This window comes from Rhizobium sp. CC-YZS058 (assembly GCF_034720595.1).
In the GTDB taxonomy this organism is placed as follows: domain Bacteria; phylum Pseudomonadota; class Alphaproteobacteria; order Rhizobiales; family Rhizobiaceae; genus Ferranicluibacter.
Map to the genome: position 1 here is coordinate 985,818 of NZ_JAYESJ010000001.1, position 15,697 is coordinate 1,001,514.

Annotated in this window: 18 protein-coding genes and 1 tRNA gene; 11 read left to right on the forward strand and 8 right to left on the reverse strand. The window is 65.2% G+C overall.

What is annotated here, in order from left to right:
* Nucleotides 1-10 precede the first annotated feature (10 nt).
* From U8330_RS04770 to U8330_RS04780, 3 genes are read right to left on the reverse strand one after another with little or no spacing between them, the layout of a single operon-like run.
* Nucleotides 11-1,108: an iron ABC transporter permease gene (locus U8330_RS04770; RefSeq protein ID WP_323107168.1), complete on the reverse strand. Its 1,098-nt coding sequence runs from the start codon at nt 1,106-1,108 to the stop codon at nt 11-13.
* A gap of 19 nt (nt 1,109-1,127) precedes the next feature.
* On the reverse strand, nt 1,128-2,018 hold the full coding sequence (locus U8330_RS04775) for a heme/hemin ABC transporter substrate-binding protein (protein ID WP_323103991.1): 891 nt from the start codon (nt 2,016-2,018) through the stop codon (nt 1,128-1,130).
* Nucleotide 2,019: 1 nt separating this feature from the next.
* A complete protein-coding gene (locus U8330_RS04780) occupies nt 2,020-3,072 on the reverse strand; it encodes a hemin-degrading factor (RefSeq protein ID WP_323103992.1) in 1,053 nt (350 codons plus the stop codon).
* Between the two features lie 153 nt (nt 3,073-3,225).
* Between U8330_RS04780 and U8330_RS04785 the strand changes: the two genes are divergently transcribed.
* From U8330_RS04785 to U8330_RS04800, 4 genes are all read left to right on the forward strand, one after another.
* Entirely contained in the window at nt 3,226-3,672 is a 447-nt protein-coding gene (locus U8330_RS04785; RefSeq protein ID WP_323103993.1) for a hypothetical protein, read from the forward strand.
* Nucleotides 3,673-3,708: 36 nt separating this feature from the next.
* Complete coding sequence (locus tag U8330_RS04790) at nt 3,709-4,698, forward strand: TonB family protein (RefSeq protein ID WP_323103994.1); 990 nt, start codon at nt 3,709-3,711, stop codon at nt 4,696-4,698.
* A gap of 158 nt (nt 4,699-4,856) precedes the next feature.
* Nucleotides 4,857-5,273, forward strand: a complete 417-nt coding sequence (locus U8330_RS04795; protein ID WP_323103995.1) for a DUF2325 domain-containing protein — start codon at nt 4,857-4,859, stop codon at nt 5,271-5,273.
* 26 nt (nt 5,274-5,299) lie between these two features.
* Nucleotides 5,300-5,533 carry a hypothetical protein gene (locus U8330_RS04800; protein ID WP_323103996.1) on the forward strand — a complete coding sequence of 78 codons (234 nt, stop codon included), beginning with the start codon at nt 5,300-5,302 and terminating at the stop codon, nt 5,531-5,533.
* A gap of 5 nt (nt 5,534-5,538) precedes the next feature.
* Here the strand turns inward: U8330_RS04800 and U8330_RS04805 are convergent, their stop codons facing one another.
* On the reverse strand, nt 5,539-5,913 hold the full coding sequence (locus U8330_RS04805) for a DUF423 domain-containing protein (protein WP_323103997.1): 375 nt from the start codon (nt 5,911-5,913) through the stop codon (nt 5,539-5,541).
* A 4-nt stretch (nt 5,914-5,917) separates the two neighbouring features.
* Nucleotides 5,918-6,313 (reverse strand): globin, encoded by a 396-nt coding sequence (locus tag U8330_RS04810; RefSeq protein WP_323103998.1) that lies wholly within the window; start codon nt 6,311-6,313, stop codon nt 5,918-5,920.
* Between the two features lie 144 nt (nt 6,314-6,457).
* Here U8330_RS04810 and U8330_RS04815 point away from each other — a divergent pair, with 144 nt between their 5' ends.
* The 4 genes from U8330_RS04815 to U8330_RS04830 all read left to right on the forward strand — a co-directional run bounded on the left by U8330_RS04815 (nt 6,458) and on the right by U8330_RS04830 (nt 9,460).
* A complete protein-coding gene (locus U8330_RS04815; RefSeq protein WP_323103999.1) occupies nt 6,458-7,024 on the forward strand; it encodes a TetR/AcrR family transcriptional regulator in 567 nt (188 codons plus the stop codon).
* 32 nt (nt 7,025-7,056) lie between these two features.
* Nucleotides 7,057-7,398, forward strand: coding sequence for a DMT family transporter (locus U8330_RS04820; protein ID WP_323104000.1), 342 nt, complete (start codon nt 7,057-7,059; stop codon nt 7,396-7,398).
* Nucleotides 7,399-7,622: 224 nt separating this feature from the next.
* Nucleotides 7,623-8,408 carry a ThuA domain-containing protein gene (locus U8330_RS04825; protein WP_323104001.1) on the forward strand — a complete coding sequence of 262 codons (786 nt, stop codon included), beginning with the start codon at nt 7,623-7,625 and terminating at the stop codon, nt 8,406-8,408.
* Nucleotides 8,409-8,416: 8 nt separating this feature from the next.
* Nucleotides 8,417-9,460, forward strand: coding sequence for a Gfo/Idh/MocA family oxidoreductase (locus U8330_RS04830; protein WP_323107169.1), 1,044 nt, complete (start codon nt 8,417-8,419; stop codon nt 9,458-9,460).
* Nucleotides 9,461-9,504: 44 nt separating this feature from the next.
* Here U8330_RS04830 and U8330_RS04835 read toward each other — a convergent pair whose 3' ends face one another.
* Both U8330_RS04835 and U8330_RS04840 read right to left on the reverse strand, forming a co-directional pair.
* Nucleotides 9,505-11,103 (reverse strand): cryptochrome/photolyase family protein, encoded by a 1,599-nt coding sequence (locus tag U8330_RS04835; RefSeq protein WP_323104002.1) that lies wholly within the window; start codon nt 11,101-11,103, stop codon nt 9,505-9,507.
* Nucleotides 11,097-11,795, reverse strand: a complete 699-nt coding sequence (locus U8330_RS04840) for an SDR family NAD(P)-dependent oxidoreductase (RefSeq protein WP_323104003.1) — start codon at nt 11,793-11,795, stop codon at nt 11,097-11,099. The genes U8330_RS04835 and U8330_RS04840 overlap by 7 nt, the downstream gene beginning before the upstream one ends.
* Before the next feature lie 243 nt (nt 11,796-12,038).
* Here U8330_RS04840 and U8330_RS04845 point away from each other — a divergent pair.
* The 3 genes from U8330_RS04845 (at nt 12,039) to U8330_RS04855 (ending at nt 15,013) form a co-directional block, all read left to right on the forward strand.
* Nucleotides 12,039-12,115, forward strand: a tRNA-Arg gene (locus U8330_RS04845).
* Between the two features lie 263 nt (nt 12,116-12,378).
* Nucleotides 12,379-13,053: a hypothetical protein gene (locus U8330_RS04850; RefSeq protein ID WP_323104004.1), complete on the forward strand. Its 675-nt coding sequence runs from the start codon at nt 12,379-12,381 to the stop codon at nt 13,051-13,053.
* 199 nt (nt 13,054-13,252) lie between these two features.
* Nucleotides 13,253-15,013, forward strand: coding sequence for a flagellin (locus U8330_RS04855; RefSeq protein WP_323104005.1), 1,761 nt, complete (start codon nt 13,253-13,255; stop codon nt 15,011-15,013).
* A gap of 54 nt (nt 15,014-15,067) precedes the next feature.
* Here U8330_RS04855 and U8330_RS04860 read toward each other — a convergent pair whose 3' ends face one another.
* Nucleotides 15,068-15,523 carry a cupredoxin domain-containing protein gene (locus U8330_RS04860; protein ID WP_323104006.1) on the reverse strand — a complete coding sequence of 152 codons (456 nt, stop codon included), beginning with the start codon at nt 15,521-15,523 and terminating at the stop codon, nt 15,068-15,070.
* Nucleotides 15,524-15,697: the final 174 nt, after the last annotated feature.

The window sequence follows — 15,697 nt, forward strand, 5'->3', positions numbered from 1 at the left end:
GGGCGGCGCATCACAGGCCCAGGCGGGCCCGGCCGCGCATCAGCACCCAGAGGAAGAAGGGGGCGCCGGCGAAGGCGGTGATGATGCCGATCGGAAGCTCGGCCGGTGGAACGATGGTACGGGCGACCATATCGGCGAAGATCAGCAGCGTTCCGCCGAGAAGGGCCGAGGCGGGCAGCAGGTAGCGATTGTCGGGGCCGATCACCAGCCGCAGCAGATGCGGCACCACGATGCCGACAAAGCCGATGCCGCCGCTGATTGCCACGGACGCACCCACCGCACCGGCAACCGAAAGGATTGCCACGCTCTTCAGCCGCTGCACGTGTACGCCCATGTGGAAGGCCGCGGCCTCTCCAAGGGTCAGCGCGTTCAGCCCGCGCGCCAGGAAGGGTGCGGCTGCAAGGCCGGCCACGATGACCGGTCCCGCTGCGGCGATCTTGGTCCAGCTCGCGCCTGCCAGCGAGCCGAGCCCCCAGAAGGTCAGGTCACGCAGCTGCTTGTCGTCGGCGATGAAGATTAGGACGCCGGTCACGGCATTGGCGAGCGCGGCGAGCGCGATGCCGGCGAGCAGCATGGTGGCGATCGAGGTCTGCTGGTTCTGCGTCGCCAGCCGGTAGAGCAGCAGCGTCGCGCCGAGGGCGCCGAGGAAGGCGGCGAGCGGCAGCGCATAGGGGCCGAGCGTGGAAAAGAGCGGGCCGAGCAGCGCGTTCCCCAGCACGATCGTCACCACCGCGCCGAGGCTTGCACCTGAAGAAATGCCGACGAGGCCGGGATCGGCCAGCGGATTGCGGAACAGGCCCTGCATCACGGCACCCGACACGGCCAGCGCTGCCCCGACCAACAGGCCCATCACGGCCCGCGGCAGGCGAATGTCGAGAAGGATGATGCGGTCGCGCAGGCTGAGCGCCTGCACCGCCGTCTCGGTGCCGGTCAGGAAGCGCAGAAGATTGCCGACCGACGCATCGGCCGCCCCGGTCATGACCGAAGCGAGAAAAGTGGCGCAGGTGACAACGAGAAGCGCCGCGATCAGCAGCCGCGCACGGCCAGACCGATCTCCGGCATGAACGGCGAAACTCGACCCGCGCGCCGCGCGCCTCTTGCTGTCCATCAGACTGAGAGCCATGAAATTACTTCCGTTCGCCATCATAAATCGCAGCGTTCAGCATGCGGATGGCGGCGGCGGTGCGGGGGCCGAAGCCCAGCAATTGCAACCCGTCCATGCGAATGACGTGCTTCGTCCTGGCAGCCGGTGTCAGCGCCAGCGCTGGGTGGACGAACAGGTCGCCATCACTCGCAGCATGCGTTCCGCCACGTGTCATCATCAGGACGACATCTGGCCGGGCGGTGATGATCGCTTCGTCCGTCATCGGCTTGTAGCCCGTGAAGGCGCCGGCAGCATTGATGGCGCCGGAAAGGCCGATGATCGCATCGGCCGCCGTCCCGCCACCGGCTGCCATCACCTTGCCGCCCTGCATGCTGAGGATGAAGAGCACGCGCCGGCGTGCTGTTTCCGGCCGTTTGGCAGCGTCGGCCGCAGCAGCGGCAAGATCGGCCTCGACCGCGCGTGTCAACGCGGCTGCCTTTTCCGGCACCCCGAGAAGCGCGCTGACCTGGCCGATCTTGGCAGCGATGCCTTGCGGGTCATAGCGTTCCGGAACGGTTTCGAACCGGACCTGGGCGTTCGTCAGCACCGCAAGGGTTTCTGGCGGGCCACTGCCTTCGGTGGCAAGGATCAGGTCGGGATTGGTGGACATCACGCCCTCCGGCGAGAGCTGGCGCATGTAGCCGACATCGGGCAAGGCGAGCGCCTGTGGCGGAAACAGGCTGGTGGAATCGCGCCCCACCAGACGCGCCTCCTCGCCCAGTGCATAGATGATCTCCGTGACGTCTCCGCCGATAGAGACAATCCGGCGCGCCTCAGGGGCGGGGCTCTCATCGGCCATCGCCGGCGGAAGAGCCAGAAGAAGCCCAAGCCCGGCAAGGCCAAGGCGAAAGACGATAGATTGCAGAACTCGCATCTCAGGCTGCTTCCGTCAGCGCCAGGCGGGGAAGGGCTTCCAGGACGGCGCGCCATTCGGGCCGCTCGGCCAGGCCCTCCTTCCGCTTTCCGAAGAACTGGATGACCATGTCGCCCGCCGCATCCAGCGCCTCCAGCGAGGTGACGTGGCCGTCGGCGGTCGGTTTGCGCACGGCCCAGACTTCCGCGAGCCGATCGACGCGCAGATGGAGGTGGAAGGTCGGGTCCATGACGTTCAGCCAGGGCCCCATCGTCTGAATCTGGGCAACCGGACCCGAGTGGATCTGGATGACGCCGGGATTGCCGACGAAGCACATGATCGGCAGCGTGGTCTCGGCCGACGCGCGCAGCATCGCTTCCACGGCGCCCGTTTCCAGCCGCCAGGCATAGTCTTCGCCGACCGCGTTCAGTGCGGCGCGGCGGTCGATCTTCAGCTTGCGCAGCAGGCCGTGGAACTGGTGGGTGTCCGTCATCCGGCTCCAGGCATCGCGCAGGGCGGCGACATCCACGTCCGCTCCACCATCGCTTACGGGCGCAGCAAGATCCCAGTCGAGGGTCTGGGCCTGATCCTCGATCCGAAGTGCATCGACGAGGCGGTGATAGGCAGCAAGGTCGGATGCCGGCCGCAGGTGGATCTTGTGGACGGCGGTGCCGTGCCTGTCGAAATATTGCAGGCTGTGGCGCAGCAGATCGCCGTCGCGCTTCATCACGGCGAAGCCATGCGCCCAGGGGCCGGGAAAGACGCGCAGATCGATGTGCTCGCCCAGCACGATCGAGGCGAAGGAGCCGAGCTGCGCTTTCTCGTAGACGCCGATCTTTTCATGCACCGCGCTTTCGTTGCGCGTCAGCGCCATGACCTCGCCGAGCTCGGGCGCGCGTTCCAGGAGCCGGTTGGCGCTGGGGTCGATCCGCACGGCCGTCAGCCCGCATTCGGCCGCAACCAGGGCCGCTTCGGGAATAGACAGGGCAGCCGCCACGTCGCGCTCGCGCATCCTCGGGTTTTCGGCGCGGAAGGCACGGATTTCGGCAGGGGTAGGGCGAGGCGTTTCGGTCATGAATCGAGCCTGTTTCGAACTGGCGCCGCCCTCGAAGGAGGCGAGCTGCCGATGTTGAACTATCTTGACTTTCTTACTCAGCTTTTAATATGAGCGCAAGAACCTGCTGCTGCCGAACGGCACGCAGCTCTGCCTCGAACGGAGAGTCTTCCGATGATGTCTGCCCGCTTGCCGCTTGCTGTCGCTCTCCTTGCCGGTCTTTCGACCGGTCCCGTGCTGGCACAGTCGGCCGCGCCCGCTTCCGAAGCCGCGCAAGGGCTGACGGTCGAGTTGAATGCGCTCGCCGCCTCCGAACGCGGCTGCAAGCTGACCTTCGTCGCCGGCAATGCGCTGCCCGCGTCGCTCTCCAAGGTCTCGTTCGAATTCGTGCTGTTCGACCCGAAAGGTCGGGTGGAACGGATGGCGACGCTCGACTTCCGCGACCTGCCGGCCGGCAAGACCAAGGTGCGCCAGTTCGATCTGCCCGGTACACGCTGCGAGGCGCTCGGCAGTCTCCTCATCAACGATGCGCCGGTCTGCACCGGCGACGGCATCGAAAAGACCGCCTGCATGCGCGGGCTCCAGACAGGCTCCAAGGCCGGAATCGCGCTGAAAGGCTGAGGGACTCGCGCTTGAATTGCTGAAGGACGGACGGGCATGAGCAGAACCGCAAAATGGACGATGGCGATCCTCGTTTCGCTGGCTGCGCATGCCGGTGCCGCGGTGCTGATGCTGCCGCGCGAGGAGGAGGCGATGATCGCCGGCGGCGCGCCGATCGAGGTTGCCGTGGTGGGCGATTCCTTCCGCGATACGATCGAAGCCGGATCGCCGGAGGAGGATGCCGCACTGACGCCGCTGGACGAGCAGACCGACGCAGTCCAGCCGGCCGAAACGGAGATCGCAGCCGCATCCCCGCTGGAGACCCCGGTTGCGCCCGAGGCGACGCCGAGGGAGATCGCTCCGGAGAGCACGGAGCCGGTGAGTCCTGAAGCGCTGGCCGACGTCGCGCCGAGCGACGCCGACATTCTTCTGCCGGCTGATGCCGTGCCGCCGCTTGCTGCCGAGGATCCGGACATCGTCGCCAGTCTGCCGCCGGCCGAGGTCGTGCCCCTGCCTCGGCCCGAACCGCCTCGCCCCGCACCGGCGCCCCTCGAGCCGGCAAAGGTCGCAGAGGCCCCGCCGAAGCCGAAGCAGGCCGACTCCAAGCCAGACCGGGCGACCAGGCCGACACCGGCGCGCCCGAAGCGCGGGGAAAAGGGGCAGGCGGCGGTGCGAGAGACCCGGGGGCGGCCGGACGAAGCCGAGACCGGCCGCTCAAGCACAGCCAGCGGCGGCGATGGTGCCCGCGTGGCGACGCTCGGCAATGCCGCCCAGTCCAACTACAAGGGCAAGGTCCAGGATCGGGTGAACCGCCTGGCAAGCCGTCTCGCACGCAAGAACCGGACCGGCATCAACGGCACGACGCTGGTCGCCTTTGCCGTCACCCGTGGCGGCGGCGCCACCGGGGTGCGCCTGACCCGAAGCACCGGGTCGCCGGAGCTCGATGCCGCAATTGTCAGCGGCATCAAGGGACTGTCCTTCCCATCCTTCCCCGCCGGTTATTCGGAACCGACCTGGACCTTCACCATGCCCATTCGGTTCCGCTGATAGGCAAGGGAATCGAGCGGGTTGACGGAGATATCGGCCCTGCAAAATTAATATGATAAGAATTGTCATGTTTTTCTTGTCCTGATCGGATCTCTCGATTAGTGTTTGCGCACAGTGTGGGCCCAGGGCCCGACCAGAAGCACGCCGGAGACTGCAGCATGGGTGACAGACGCCAAAACCGATCGAAGCAGAAAGTCCGAAGCGGGCAGAGCGGAGAGGCCGTGGTGGCCTCAACGCTGGTGGCCGGTGACGGGCTGCAGGGCCGCAGCTTCCTCTATGTCGGCGGACGGGACTGCCAGGTGGCGCATCTGCGCCAGATCGCCAGCACCTTCGGCGCCGAGCTCCTGCATCACGACGGCGGGCTGCGCGAGGCGGTGTCCCGCATCGACAATGTCCTGCCCTCCGTCGATTGTGTGTTCTGCCCGATCGACTGCATCAGCCACGATGCCTGCCTGAGGGTGAAGACCGGCTGCAAGAAGTTCGGCAAGGCTTTCGTTCCGCTGCGCAATGGCAGCAAATCCAGCCTGGAGCGCGCGCTGCAGGACATCAAGACCAGCCGCGCCCGCTCGAACTGAGCCATCCGACGAGCCGCAGCGGTACCATGCCCGATCCATCCACGCCGTTCCCGTTTGGGCTGCTCAGCGCCGCGCTGCGGGATTTGCTGCTGGCCCGCGCCGCCCAGCCGCCGCTCGTTGGCGGCACCGTCGTGCCGTTCCCGCCACGGCGTGGCCGGCCGGGGCAGGCGTGCGAGGCGGAAATCGTTCCGTTTCCTCCCCGGCTGGCGATCGGCGAAGCCGCTACGGAGCCTGCCGTGCCGGGCCGCACGATCGCCTGACCTTCTCAGGCTGTCCCGCGCAGCAGCGCGAGAGCGCCGCCGATCGCCGTCATCAGCCAACCGGCCATCATCAGCACCCCGCCCGTCGGCGCCGACAGGGGGAACAGGCCGTGGCCGGCGACATGGCGAAGCACGAGATCGCCGGCGAAAACCGCCGTCCCGAGAGCCAGCGCCGCCCCCGCCAAGCGCGCAAGGCGCAGCCGGTCGGCAGCGAACGCCAGCCCGATCAGCGCCGGCGCGTGGGCAAGACACATGGCGGAGGCCCCGCCAAGCAGCCGCGCATCGGTTCCATGTGCCGCAGCCGCGGCCAGCGCCACGCCGGCAAGACCGAACAGCCCGGCCATAAGAATGAAGAGAGCAGGGAGGCGGGGAAGAGACATGGGATCAGCTTTCGGCGTTGTGCATGTGGTGCGCGAGTTTCAGGATCGGCTCGCGAATGATTTCACGCAGGCGCGGATGGGGCACGGCCTCTTCCAGCGCCCTGTCGAAGCAGAAGATCCAGCCTTCGATCTCTTCCGCGCCGATCCGGGCCGCGAAATGGCGGCGGCGCAGCATCGGATGGCCGTGCTTGCTGGTATAGAGCGGCGGGCCGCCGAGCCAGCCGGTGAAATAGTCATAGAGTTTCGCCTCGCTGCCCACGAGGCTCGGCGGATGCACGGCGCGGCAGGCGGCGGCCTCCGGGGCTTCATCCATGATGGCATAGAAGCGGTGCACCAGAAGGCGCACCGTCGCCTCGCCGCCGATCGCATCATAGAGGGTGGTTGTCTGCAGCTCTTCCATCTGGCGCCTGCTCGCTCCGTGGTCGTCTTCAAGACGTCATAACGCCAAGCCCTGCGCGCCGCCACGCCAAAGCCGCCGAAGGCCGCAGTCTGCGACACTGCGTCTCCACTTTACAAACCGTCTGGACGGTTTTACTGGTTGCTGATGAGCGAGCGGACAAGACGAACCAACAACCCGGAGGGCGTGCGGCGGCATGTGCTGAGTGCTGCGGCCGATCTCGTGCAGGAGCAGGGCATTGCGCCGCTGACGCTCGACGCCGTTGCGCGGCGCGCCGGCGTCAGCAAGGGCGGGCTGCTGCATCACTTTCCGGCCAAGGCGGCGCTGGTGGAAAGCTTGCTGGAGGATCTTCTCGACCGGCTCGACACGGCGATCGACGCGGCCATGGCGGACGATGCGGAACCGCAGGGCCGCTATAGCCGCGCCTACCTCTCGGCCATTGCCATGCTGGATGCCGACGGCCCGGATTGCGCAAGCGGCTGGTCCTCGGTCTGCGCCGCCCTCGTCGCCGAGCCGGCGCTGCGGTCTCGCTGGCAGGCCTGGGTCGAGGGTCGGAAAGCGACGCATGCCGAAACCGATGGCTCGCCCGATTGCGCGCTGGTGCGGCTGGCCGCCGACGGACTCTGGCTGGCCGACGTGTCCGGCAGCCCGCAATTTCGCCCGGAGGAGCGCCGCGTGCTGATGCAGCGTCTCCAGGACCTCACCCGGACCTGACTGTCGCCACGCTGCCTTTTGAGGACCGTTCCATGTCTCTGCCCGCGCTCTACGCCCTCCTTGTTCTGGCGATCGTCTTTGAGGTGCTCGGCACCTCCGCCATGCAGGCGGCAAACCATTTTTCCCGCCTCGGCCCGACACTGATGATGATCGGGTGCTATGCCGTCGCGTTCTACTGCCTCTCCTATACGCTTCGCGCCATTCCGGTCGGCATCGCCTATGCAATCTGGAGCGGTCTCGGCATCGTGCTGATTTCGGGCGTCGGCGTCTTCGTCTTCGGGCAGACGCTCGACCGACCGGCGATCCTCGGTCTTGGCCTGATCATCGCCGGCGTTCTGGTCCTCAATCTCTTCTCGAAATCGACCTTCCACTAGCCGCCGAAAGACGGTCTTTTCGAGCAAGGTGTGTTGCGTGCGCGCTTACGGCGCAGCACTTTATCGTCAGCCGCCGCTGACCCCTTGCCAGCCCCCGCGCTTCCTACTATCGACTTCGGCTGCAAGCGCTTTGAACCGGCGTTCTGCCCCACTGCTTCTTCATCAAAATGCCGCCCTTTTCGGGCTTCACCTTCATCTTCCTTTGCATGTCGACGGAGCGAATCATGTCCATTCAGGCGGTCGTCTGGGGCGAGAACATTCACGAGCATACCAACGCCGTCGTTCGGGAGATCTATCCGAACGGGATGCACACGACGATCGCTGCGGCGCTGAACGCCGATCCGCGCATCGAGGCGACGACGGCGACCCTGCAGGAGCCCGAGCACGGCCTTTCCGTCGAGCGGCTGGCCAAGACCGATGTCCTCCTCTGGTGGGGCCACAAGGACCATGGCGCCGTCGAGGACGAGATCGTCGAGCGCGTGGCCAAGCGTGTGTGGGAAGGCATGGGCCTGATCGTTCTCCACTCCGGCCATTTCTGCAAGCCGTTCAAGCGGCTGATGGGCACGCCCTGCGCGCTGAAGTGGCGCGAGGCGGGCGAGCGCGAGCGGGTCTGGGTCATCAATCCGCGCCACCCGATCGCCGAAGGCTTGAGCGATAATTTCGTGCTCGAGAACGAGGAAATGTATGGCGAGCAGTTCTCGGTGCCGGAGCCGCTGGAAACCGTGTTCATCTCCTGGTTCGCCGGTGGCGAAGTGTTCCGCTCGGGCCTGACCTGGCGGCGCGGCGCGGGCAATATCTTCTACTTCCGCCCCGGCCACGAGACCTATCCGACCTATCACGACGCCAATGTCCACCGCGTGCTGCAGAACGCCGTGCGCTGGGCCTACAATCCGCAGGGCACCTATGCGGCGATCCATGATGCGCCGAACGTGCCGGTCGAGAATGCCCTGGAGCCGATCGTCGAGCGCGGCCCCAAGCTGCACCAGGCCGGCGAGGAAGGCTACAAGTGATGGCGCCGATCCGGATCCTCATTCTCGGTACCGGTGGCATGGCCAACACCCATGCCATGAACTTCGCCACCATCACCGACGCCAAGCTGGTGGCGGCGGTGGATGTCGATCTCGCGCGGGTGCGCGCCTTCGCGCTCCGCCATGACATTGCCGAAACCTTCACCTCGCTCGAAGAGGCGATTGCCTGGGGCGAGTTCGACGCCGTGGCCAATGTCACGCCCGACCGCATCCATTATCCGACGACCATGGCGCTGCTGGCCGCCGGCAAGCATGTGCTGTGCGAAAAGCCGCTGGCCGAAAGCTTCGAGAAGGCCAATGAGATGGCGACGGCGGCGGAGACGAGCGGTCTCGTCACCATGGTCAACCTCACCTATCGCAATGTCGCCGCCGTACAGAAGGCGCGGCAGATGGTGATCGGCGGCGAGATCGGTGCCGTGCGCCATATCGAGGCCTCCTATCTGCAGAGCTGGCTCGTCTCCAAGGCCTGGGGCGATTGGGCGACGGAATCGCAATGGCTCTGGCGGCTCTCCACCAAGCATGGCTCGAACGGCGTGCTCGGCGATGTCGGCATTCACATTCTCGACTTCGCCGGCTATGGCGCCGCCACCGAGATCGGCCATGTCTTCGCGCGGCTGAAGACCTTCGAGAAGGTGCCGGGCAACCGGATCGGCGAATATGATCTCGACGCCAATGACAGTTTCACCATGTCGGCCGAGTTCACCAATGGCGCGATGGGCGTCATCCATGCCAGCCGCTGGGCCGTCGGCCACTTGAACGAGCTGCGGCTGCGCATGCATGGCGACAAGGGCGCGATCGAGGTAATCCACATGCCGGACCAGTCGATCTTGAGCGTCTGCGTTGGCGAGGATGTGGAAAAGGGCGTCTGGCGCCAGGTCGATCCGGGCACGGTCTTCACCAATTACCAGCGCTTCATCGACGCCATCAAGATCGGCAAGACCGCCGAACCCGGCTTCCGCCACGCGGCCGACCTGCAGAAGGTGCTGGATCTGGCGATCGAGACCGAGCGCGAACGGCGCGAAATGGCCGTTTGACCCGAAGCCGCCCTGTGCCTCGAAAAGGCGCGGGGCACTCGGCCTCAATAGGTCTTCGGCAGGGCGTCCACCTCCGCCAGGAAGGACTTGGCGCTGTCGCGGTAGGCCTTTCTCTGGCTGCCGCTCATCCTGTGCCAGGTCGAATAGACGGGCCCGAGCCGGCGGTTCTCCTTCAGCAGTGTCTCATGACGGGCGAGGAAGTCCCAGTAAAGGGCGTTGAAGGGGCAGGCATCCGGCCCTGTCTTCTTCTTCACGTCATAGGAACAGCCGCCGCAATAATCCGACATCCGGTTGATGTAGTTGCCGCCGGCCGCATAGGGTTTCGAGCCGAGGAAACCGCCATCGGCAAACTGGCTCATGCCGATCACATTCGGCAGCTCCACCCATTCATAGGCATCGGCATAGACTTCCAGATACCATTGGTGGATCTCCTGCGGCTTGATGCCGGCGAGCAAGGCGAAATTGCCGGTGACCATCAGCCGCTGGATGTGATGGGCATAGGCGTGGTCGCGCGTTTCCAGGATCACCTGGCGCATGCAGGCCATGCGCGTCTCGCCCGTCCAGTAGAAATCCGGCAGCGCGCGGTGCGCTTTCAGCGCATTGCCCTCGCGATACTCCGGCATCTTCAGCCAGTAGACGCCCCGCACATATTCGCGCCATCCGATGATCTGGCGAATGAAGCCTTCGGCAGCGTTGAGCGGCGCCTTGCCAGCCCGATAGGCCGCCTCCACCCGCCGGCAGATCGAGAGCGGATCGAGCAGGCCGGCATTGATGTAGAAGGAGAGCAGCGAGTGGCTGAGCGCCCGGTCGGAGGTGAGCATCGCATCCTGCTGGTCGCCGAAGAGCGGCAGGTGATCCTCGATGAACCGATCGACGAGGCTTTCGGCCTGCGCCCGCGTCACCGCGAAGTCGAAGCCGTCGAGCGTGCCGAAGTGATGGGAGAAGCGAGCCTCGACCAGCGCCAGCACCTCCCTGGTGATCGCGTCCGGCTTGAACCCCTTTCGCGCCGGCGTCAGCAGGTCGGGGCTGGCCGGCTTGCGGTTTTCGGCGTCGAAATTCCAGCGCCCGCCCGCCGGCGCCTCGCCCTCCATCAAGAGCCGGGTCTTGCGGCGCATGTCGCGATAGAAGAACTCCATGCGCAACTGCTTGCGTCTGTCCGCCCAGGCCTTGAACTCGGCGCGGGAGCAGAGGAAGCGGTCGTCGTCGCGGATCTCGACCGGCAGGTTCAGTGCCCGCTGCCAGCCCTGCATTGCGTCGAGCACCCGCCATTCGCCGGGTTCGGTGACGACGATGCTATCCGGCGAAAGCCGCCGGACGGCGCGCTGCACCTCGCCGCTGAAGGAACCGGAATTGTCGGGATCATCGAGGCGGACATACGCGACCGCAACGCCGCTCTCCCGCAGCTCTTCCGCGAAATGCCGCATGGCCGAGAAAAGGAAGGCGATCTTCTTCGGATGATGGCGGACATAGGTGGCCTCCTCCATCACCTCGCAGAGCAGGACGGTATCGCCCTCGCCGAGATCCCTCAGGCTGCTGATCTGGCGCGAGAGCTGGTCGCCAAGAATCAGGATGAGCCGCCCGGACGGCGCCTCCGATCCGCGTGGCGCACGGGACGTCGATTCCGTCCGCCTGGCCTTCACCATGGCAGCACGCTGCCGTCATAGGCGCGGAAACTGCCGGTTTCGGCCGGCGTCAGGCGATCGAGCACGGCCAGCATCTCCTTTACCGCCTGCTCGGGCGTCTTCTTCTCCGTCGATTTGCCGAAGCCTGTCGTCAGCGGCGTCACCACCGATCCCGGATGCAGCGCCACGACCACCGCCTGGCGGTGCGTCCGCCCGATCTCCACCGATGCCGTGCGCAGGATCTGGTTCAAAGCGGCCTTCGAGGCGCGGTAGGAGATCCAGCCGCCGAGCTTGTTGTCGCCGATCGAGCCGACCTTGGCCGACAGTGCGGCGAAGACGGCGCGTCGGTCCGCCGGCATCAGCGGAACGATATGCTTGAGCAGGAGGGCAGGGCCGATGGCATTGACGGCGAACTGGCGCGCCATGGCGGCCGGATCGATCGCCTTGATCGTCTTTTCCGGTCCATGTCCGTCGATCGTCAGAGCCCCGGTCGCGTCGATCACCAGCTCGACCGAGCCCAGTTCGGAGGCCACCCGCCGCGCCGCCTGTTCGACCGCACCTTCATCGGTGATCTCCAGCCCGTCCTTTCGGCGCGACAGGCCGAGCACGGAGGTGCAGGCCGGATCCGCCCGCAGCGCCTCGACGAAAGCCGCCCCGATGCCGCCGCTCGCGCCGAGCACCAGCGCCTTGTACGCTCCACCAAACCCGTCCATCCGATCCTCCCTCTTGGCCTTGCCGCCGCGGCCGCGGCCGGCGACCGCCGGCAACCGCCTTCGACCGGATCTCCTACGCCCGCCTTACGCAATCGGATCGACCAGCCTGGCCGCCTGCGCAGCCGGTTTCCGACCCAGTGCCAGCCATTTCTCACGCTTTCTTCCGCCGGACCGCTCTTCCCCATTGATGCGAAGCGGAAGCTGGGCTATGAACCCCCATCCTCCCGGCAAGACGCCGGCGCTGCACCCGTAGCTCAGCTGGATAGAGTGTTGGATTCCGATTCCAAAGGTCACAGGTTCGAATCCTGTCGGGTGCGCCAATTTCCTCTCAGTCTCACCCTCCACTCCCGCGCTCATCCCGCCCGACCATCGTCATCCTCCATCGGTTCATGATCATCATCTTCATTAAGTCGATGATTTTATGTGGGATTTTCTGCGAGTTTGCGTGAAGCGGGGTTGAACTCGGGGCGGGGCTCGGGCATGCCTATGCAACCAGGGCGCGGTGGTGCCGCGTGTCTTCTCCTGCCGTCGATCCGCGGTTCGATGCAAGGCGAGCATCGAGCATGGGAGCTGACGAGGCGCGATGAGCAAAAGCCGTTCCGAGACCGAGGCGCTGGCCCGACAGCTTTATCGGGACCAGAAGCATCTGCTCGATCTCATCAAGAAACCAACGGCAGGTCTGGGGTTCGAAGAGGCCATGCGGCGGATTTTCGGCGAAGGCCCGCCGCGCGGGCAGCGCGCCAAGCTCGCGAAGCAGTCGATCGATCTTTTCAGCGTGGCGCCGACCCGGGTCAGTCTCCTGCCGGCTTCCTGGACGGATGCGCTCGATCCGCTCGCCGCCGTCCGCATCGGTTGCGAGAACTGGTGGGCGGGCTACCCGCTGATCCTCTGGGTCGAGATGCGGGTTGGCGATGACGGTGTCACTGGTCAGCTGATTCTGAACGGCGAGGTCGGGCCCGTACGCGATCACCGGCTGCGAAAGGGCCTGATTCGCCTCATTCGCACGCGGGCGGCGGAGGAACGAAGCACGCGGATTCAGTTTCCGCCCGGTTCGGCGGACAAGGGACGGCTCTACACGCGCTTCCTGCGCCAGAACGCGATGGCCGTCGAGAATTGCCGCAATGCCGACGAGGTCGAGCAGCGCTTCCTCGCACTGCTTGCCGCCTTCAAACCGGAAATCGATCTCATCGCCCGCATTTTCCCGGCTCTGGCTGAAATGTCAAAATCGGACACAGGCCCAGCGTTAAGGTCTGAGTAACCACTTACGTGAAAAGAGTGGTGCGGCAGCGTGGAACACTCTCAGGCTGCATGGAGCGGCGGGAACCGTCGTTTCGAAATCGGTCCCGCCATGAGAGCGGGCACCCTTCGGGGTTAACCGTTGAACGTGTTCATTCCCGCCGGTTTGCCTTGGAGCGCGCATGCGTCCGAGCCGCCGGCCCGCGTTCCGGAATCTCGACATGACCAGCATCCTCACCAATACCGCAGCGCTCTCGGCCCTGCAGACGCTCCGGGCCCTCAACAGCCGCATGGGCGAAACGCAGACCCAGGTCAGCTCCGGCCTGCGCATCCAGACAGCGGCCGACAATGCCGCCTATTGGTCGATCTCGACCACCATGCGCTCCGATGTCAAAGCGATCGGCGCCGTTGCCGATGCGCTCGGGCTCGGCAGCGCCAAGCTCGACACCGCCTATTTCGGCATCCAGTCGGTCTCCGATGTTCTCTCCGAGTTCAAGGCCAAGCTCGTTGCCGCCAAGGAGCCAGGGGTGGACCGGACGAAGATCCAGACGGAGCTCGAGCAACTGAAGGCGCAGATCGAGACGATCGCCAGCGCCGCGAGCTTCAATGGCGTCAATTGGTTGCGATCGGATATTCCCGATATCACCGACAGCGATCAAAGCCGTGTCACGCTCGTCTCTTCGCTGAGCCGGACCGCCGAAGGCATCTCCCTCGGCACCAGCGAGTTCAGCCTTTCGAAAGTCGCGCTCTTCAATTCGACAGGAGGCGGACTGCTGGAGGCCGATGCGCGGCGATTGAAGACGCTCGGCGGCATACGCTGGGCCCAACCCGGAATGGACATGCATGGCGTCTATCAAAGCTATCCGGACAATGACCGGATCGGGAACACCGGGCAGTTCACCTTCACGTTCACTGGACCCGTCACCTTTGCGGCAGGCGATACGCTGAGCTTCGACGTGACCGTCGATGCCGACAATCCGGCCGATGTCGATGCCCCGCACAATCTCGGCAAGATGACCTCGATCCTGATTACGCGTGCCTTGATCGACAGTGTCTTGCCCGGCGCAAACGGGACGATCTCCACGTTCCAGCAATATGCCGACGTTCTCAACCAGGCGCTGAGCGGGCAGAATGCCGATGCTTCGGCACGTTTGACATATGACTATTACGGCAATGTCATTCCGAACAGAATTAATCTGACGACGAGGGAAAGTTCCGGGCTCGACGGTTCGTCGATCGAAATCGGCAATGTCGTCGGCCCGGCGGCAGGGCTGAGCCCGACACCGGCTCAGTACGGACCACGATCCTCCGCCATGACGCTGTCCTTCGTTCCCTTCGAGGTTTTCAAGGACGGGGATGAGCCGAGGGGGGTCGAGGTCGATTTCTTCTTTTCCGTCAATGGTGCGCCCAGCACGCATCACAGCTTCGATCGGCAGACGGTGAACGACCTGCTTGGCAAGACGACCGGAAAGGTCGAGACGGATGACGAGATGGTGCTGCTGCTGCAGTCAATGATCAGCGCCGACTGGCCGGATGTGATCATCGAGAAGACAGCGGCCGATACCATCTCGGTCCGATCGGACAAGGCGGTCGATCGCCTGGGTGGGGCGAAGACATCGATTGGTTTCATCGGGATCACCGTCAGTATCGAGCCGATCGCGGAAGACAATCTGCGAGATATCGACATCGTTGCCAATCCGCAGATGCTCGATCGCAACATTGCCTATGTCGAAGTGGTGTCCAGCAACGTGATCGACGCAGCCGCCCAGCTGGGTGCGCTGAAGATGCGTGTCGACAAGCAACAGTCCTTCACGCAGACGCTGATGGACTCGCTGGACAGTGGCATCGGTCGGCTGGTGGATGTTGATATGAACGAAGCGTCGGTGCGGCTCAAGGCCCTGCAGACCCAGGAGCAGCTGGCGATCCAAGCGCTGCAGATCGCCAACTCCGACGCCTCCAATATCATGCAGCTCTTTCGCTGAACGCTCGTAGGAAAAACAGCCGCGCCGCCCCGGGGCGGCGCGGCCTAGTCTGTCTTACTTCGTCACTGTCAGCTTGCCCTGCATGCCGGCTTCGTAGTGGCCCTTGATGTTGCAGAAGACGAGGTAGGTGCCGGGCTTCAGGGTGGCCTTCAGCGTTCCGTCCTGGCCGGGCTTCAGGTCTTCCACTTCGCCGAGGCTCTTCAGCTTGGATTCGTCGACCCGGTGCTTGGTCGTGTTGAGCGGGATGGCCTGGTCGGCGGATTTCAGATGCACGACGATCATTTCGTGCTCTTCGCTCACCGCATCATTGTGCACGTTGAACACGGCCGGGCCGGCCTTGACGGTGGCGGGTTCCAGCGTCAACGTCATCGGGCCGCCGCCTTCGCCGCCTTCCACCACCTTGATGGTCGTGGCGGCGCCGGCTGCAAGAGCGGGCGTGGAGAGCGCGGCGCCGGTGGCGAGTGCGCTTGCGAAGAGGGCGGAGAGAGCGAGGCGGGAGGTCTTGGTCATGAAGGCGAACTCCTTGTTCAGAGCCCGGACGTTGAGAAACGGGCTGGTGGTGCCGCGCCATCCGTGATGGAGCCTGCGTGCGTCGCTTCCGCCTTGCGAAACCGGAGGCTGAAGCGAGACATGCGGCGCCGGCGAGACCGGTGCGGCAGTCACGGAATAGTCCGTCCCGCCTGT

Excerpts from the sequence above, each read along its gene's own strand:
- U8330_RS04770 (WP_323107168.1), bottom strand. The coding sequence starts at position 1,108 with ATGGACAGCAAGAGGCGCGCGGCGCGCGGGTCGAGTTTCGCCGTTCAT.
- U8330_RS04855 (WP_323104005.1), top strand. The coding sequence starts at position 13,253 with ATGACCAGCATCCTCACCAATACCGCAGCGCTCTCGGCCCTGCAGACG.
- U8330_RS04785 (WP_323103993.1), top strand. The coding sequence starts at position 3,226 with ATGATGTCTGCCCGCTTGCCGCTTGCTGTCGCTCTCCTTGCCGGTCTT.
- U8330_RS04825 (WP_323104001.1), top strand. The coding sequence starts at position 7,623 with ATGTCCATTCAGGCGGTCGTCTGGGGCGAGAACATTCACGAGCATACC.
- U8330_RS04810 (WP_323103998.1), bottom strand. The coding sequence starts at position 6,313 with ATGGAAGAGCTGCAGACAACCACCCTCTATGATGCGATCGGCGGCGAG.
- U8330_RS04815 (WP_323103999.1), top strand. The coding sequence starts at position 6,458 with ATGAGCGAGCGGACAAGACGAACCAACAACCCGGAGGGCGTGCGGCGG.
- U8330_RS04850 (WP_323104004.1), top strand. The coding sequence starts at position 12,379 with ATGAGCAAAAGCCGTTCCGAGACCGAGGCGCTGGCCCGACAGCTTTAT.
- U8330_RS04795 (WP_323103995.1), top strand. The coding sequence starts at position 4,857 with ATGGGTGACAGACGCCAAAACCGATCGAAGCAGAAAGTCCGAAGCGGG.
- U8330_RS04775 (WP_323103991.1), bottom strand. The coding sequence starts at position 2,018 with ATGCGAGTTCTGCAATCTATCGTCTTTCGCCTTGGCCTTGCCGGGCTT.
- U8330_RS04790 (WP_323103994.1), top strand. The coding sequence starts at position 3,709 with ATGAGCAGAACCGCAAAATGGACGATGGCGATCCTCGTTTCGCTGGCT.
- U8330_RS04805 (WP_323103997.1), bottom strand. The coding sequence starts at position 5,913 with ATGTCTCTTCCCCGCCTCCCTGCTCTCTTCATTCTTATGGCCGGGCTG.
- U8330_RS04800 (WP_323103996.1), top strand. The coding sequence starts at position 5,300 with ATGCCCGATCCATCCACGCCGTTCCCGTTTGGGCTGCTCAGCGCCGCG.
- U8330_RS04840 (WP_323104003.1), bottom strand. The coding sequence starts at position 11,795 with ATGGACGGGTTTGGTGGAGCGTACAAGGCGCTGGTGCTCGGCGCGAGC.
- U8330_RS04820 (WP_323104000.1), top strand. The coding sequence starts at position 7,057 with ATGTCTCTGCCCGCGCTCTACGCCCTCCTTGTTCTGGCGATCGTCTTT.
- U8330_RS04835 (WP_323104002.1), bottom strand. The coding sequence starts at position 11,103 with ATGGTGAAGGCCAGGCGGACGGAATCGACGTCCCGTGCGCCACGCGGA.
- U8330_RS04860 (WP_323104006.1), bottom strand. The coding sequence starts at position 15,523 with ATGACCAAGACCTCCCGCCTCGCTCTCTCCGCCCTCTTCGCAAGCGCA.
- U8330_RS04780 (WP_323103992.1), bottom strand. The coding sequence starts at position 3,072 with ATGACCGAAACGCCTCGCCCTACCCCTGCCGAAATCCGTGCCTTCCGC.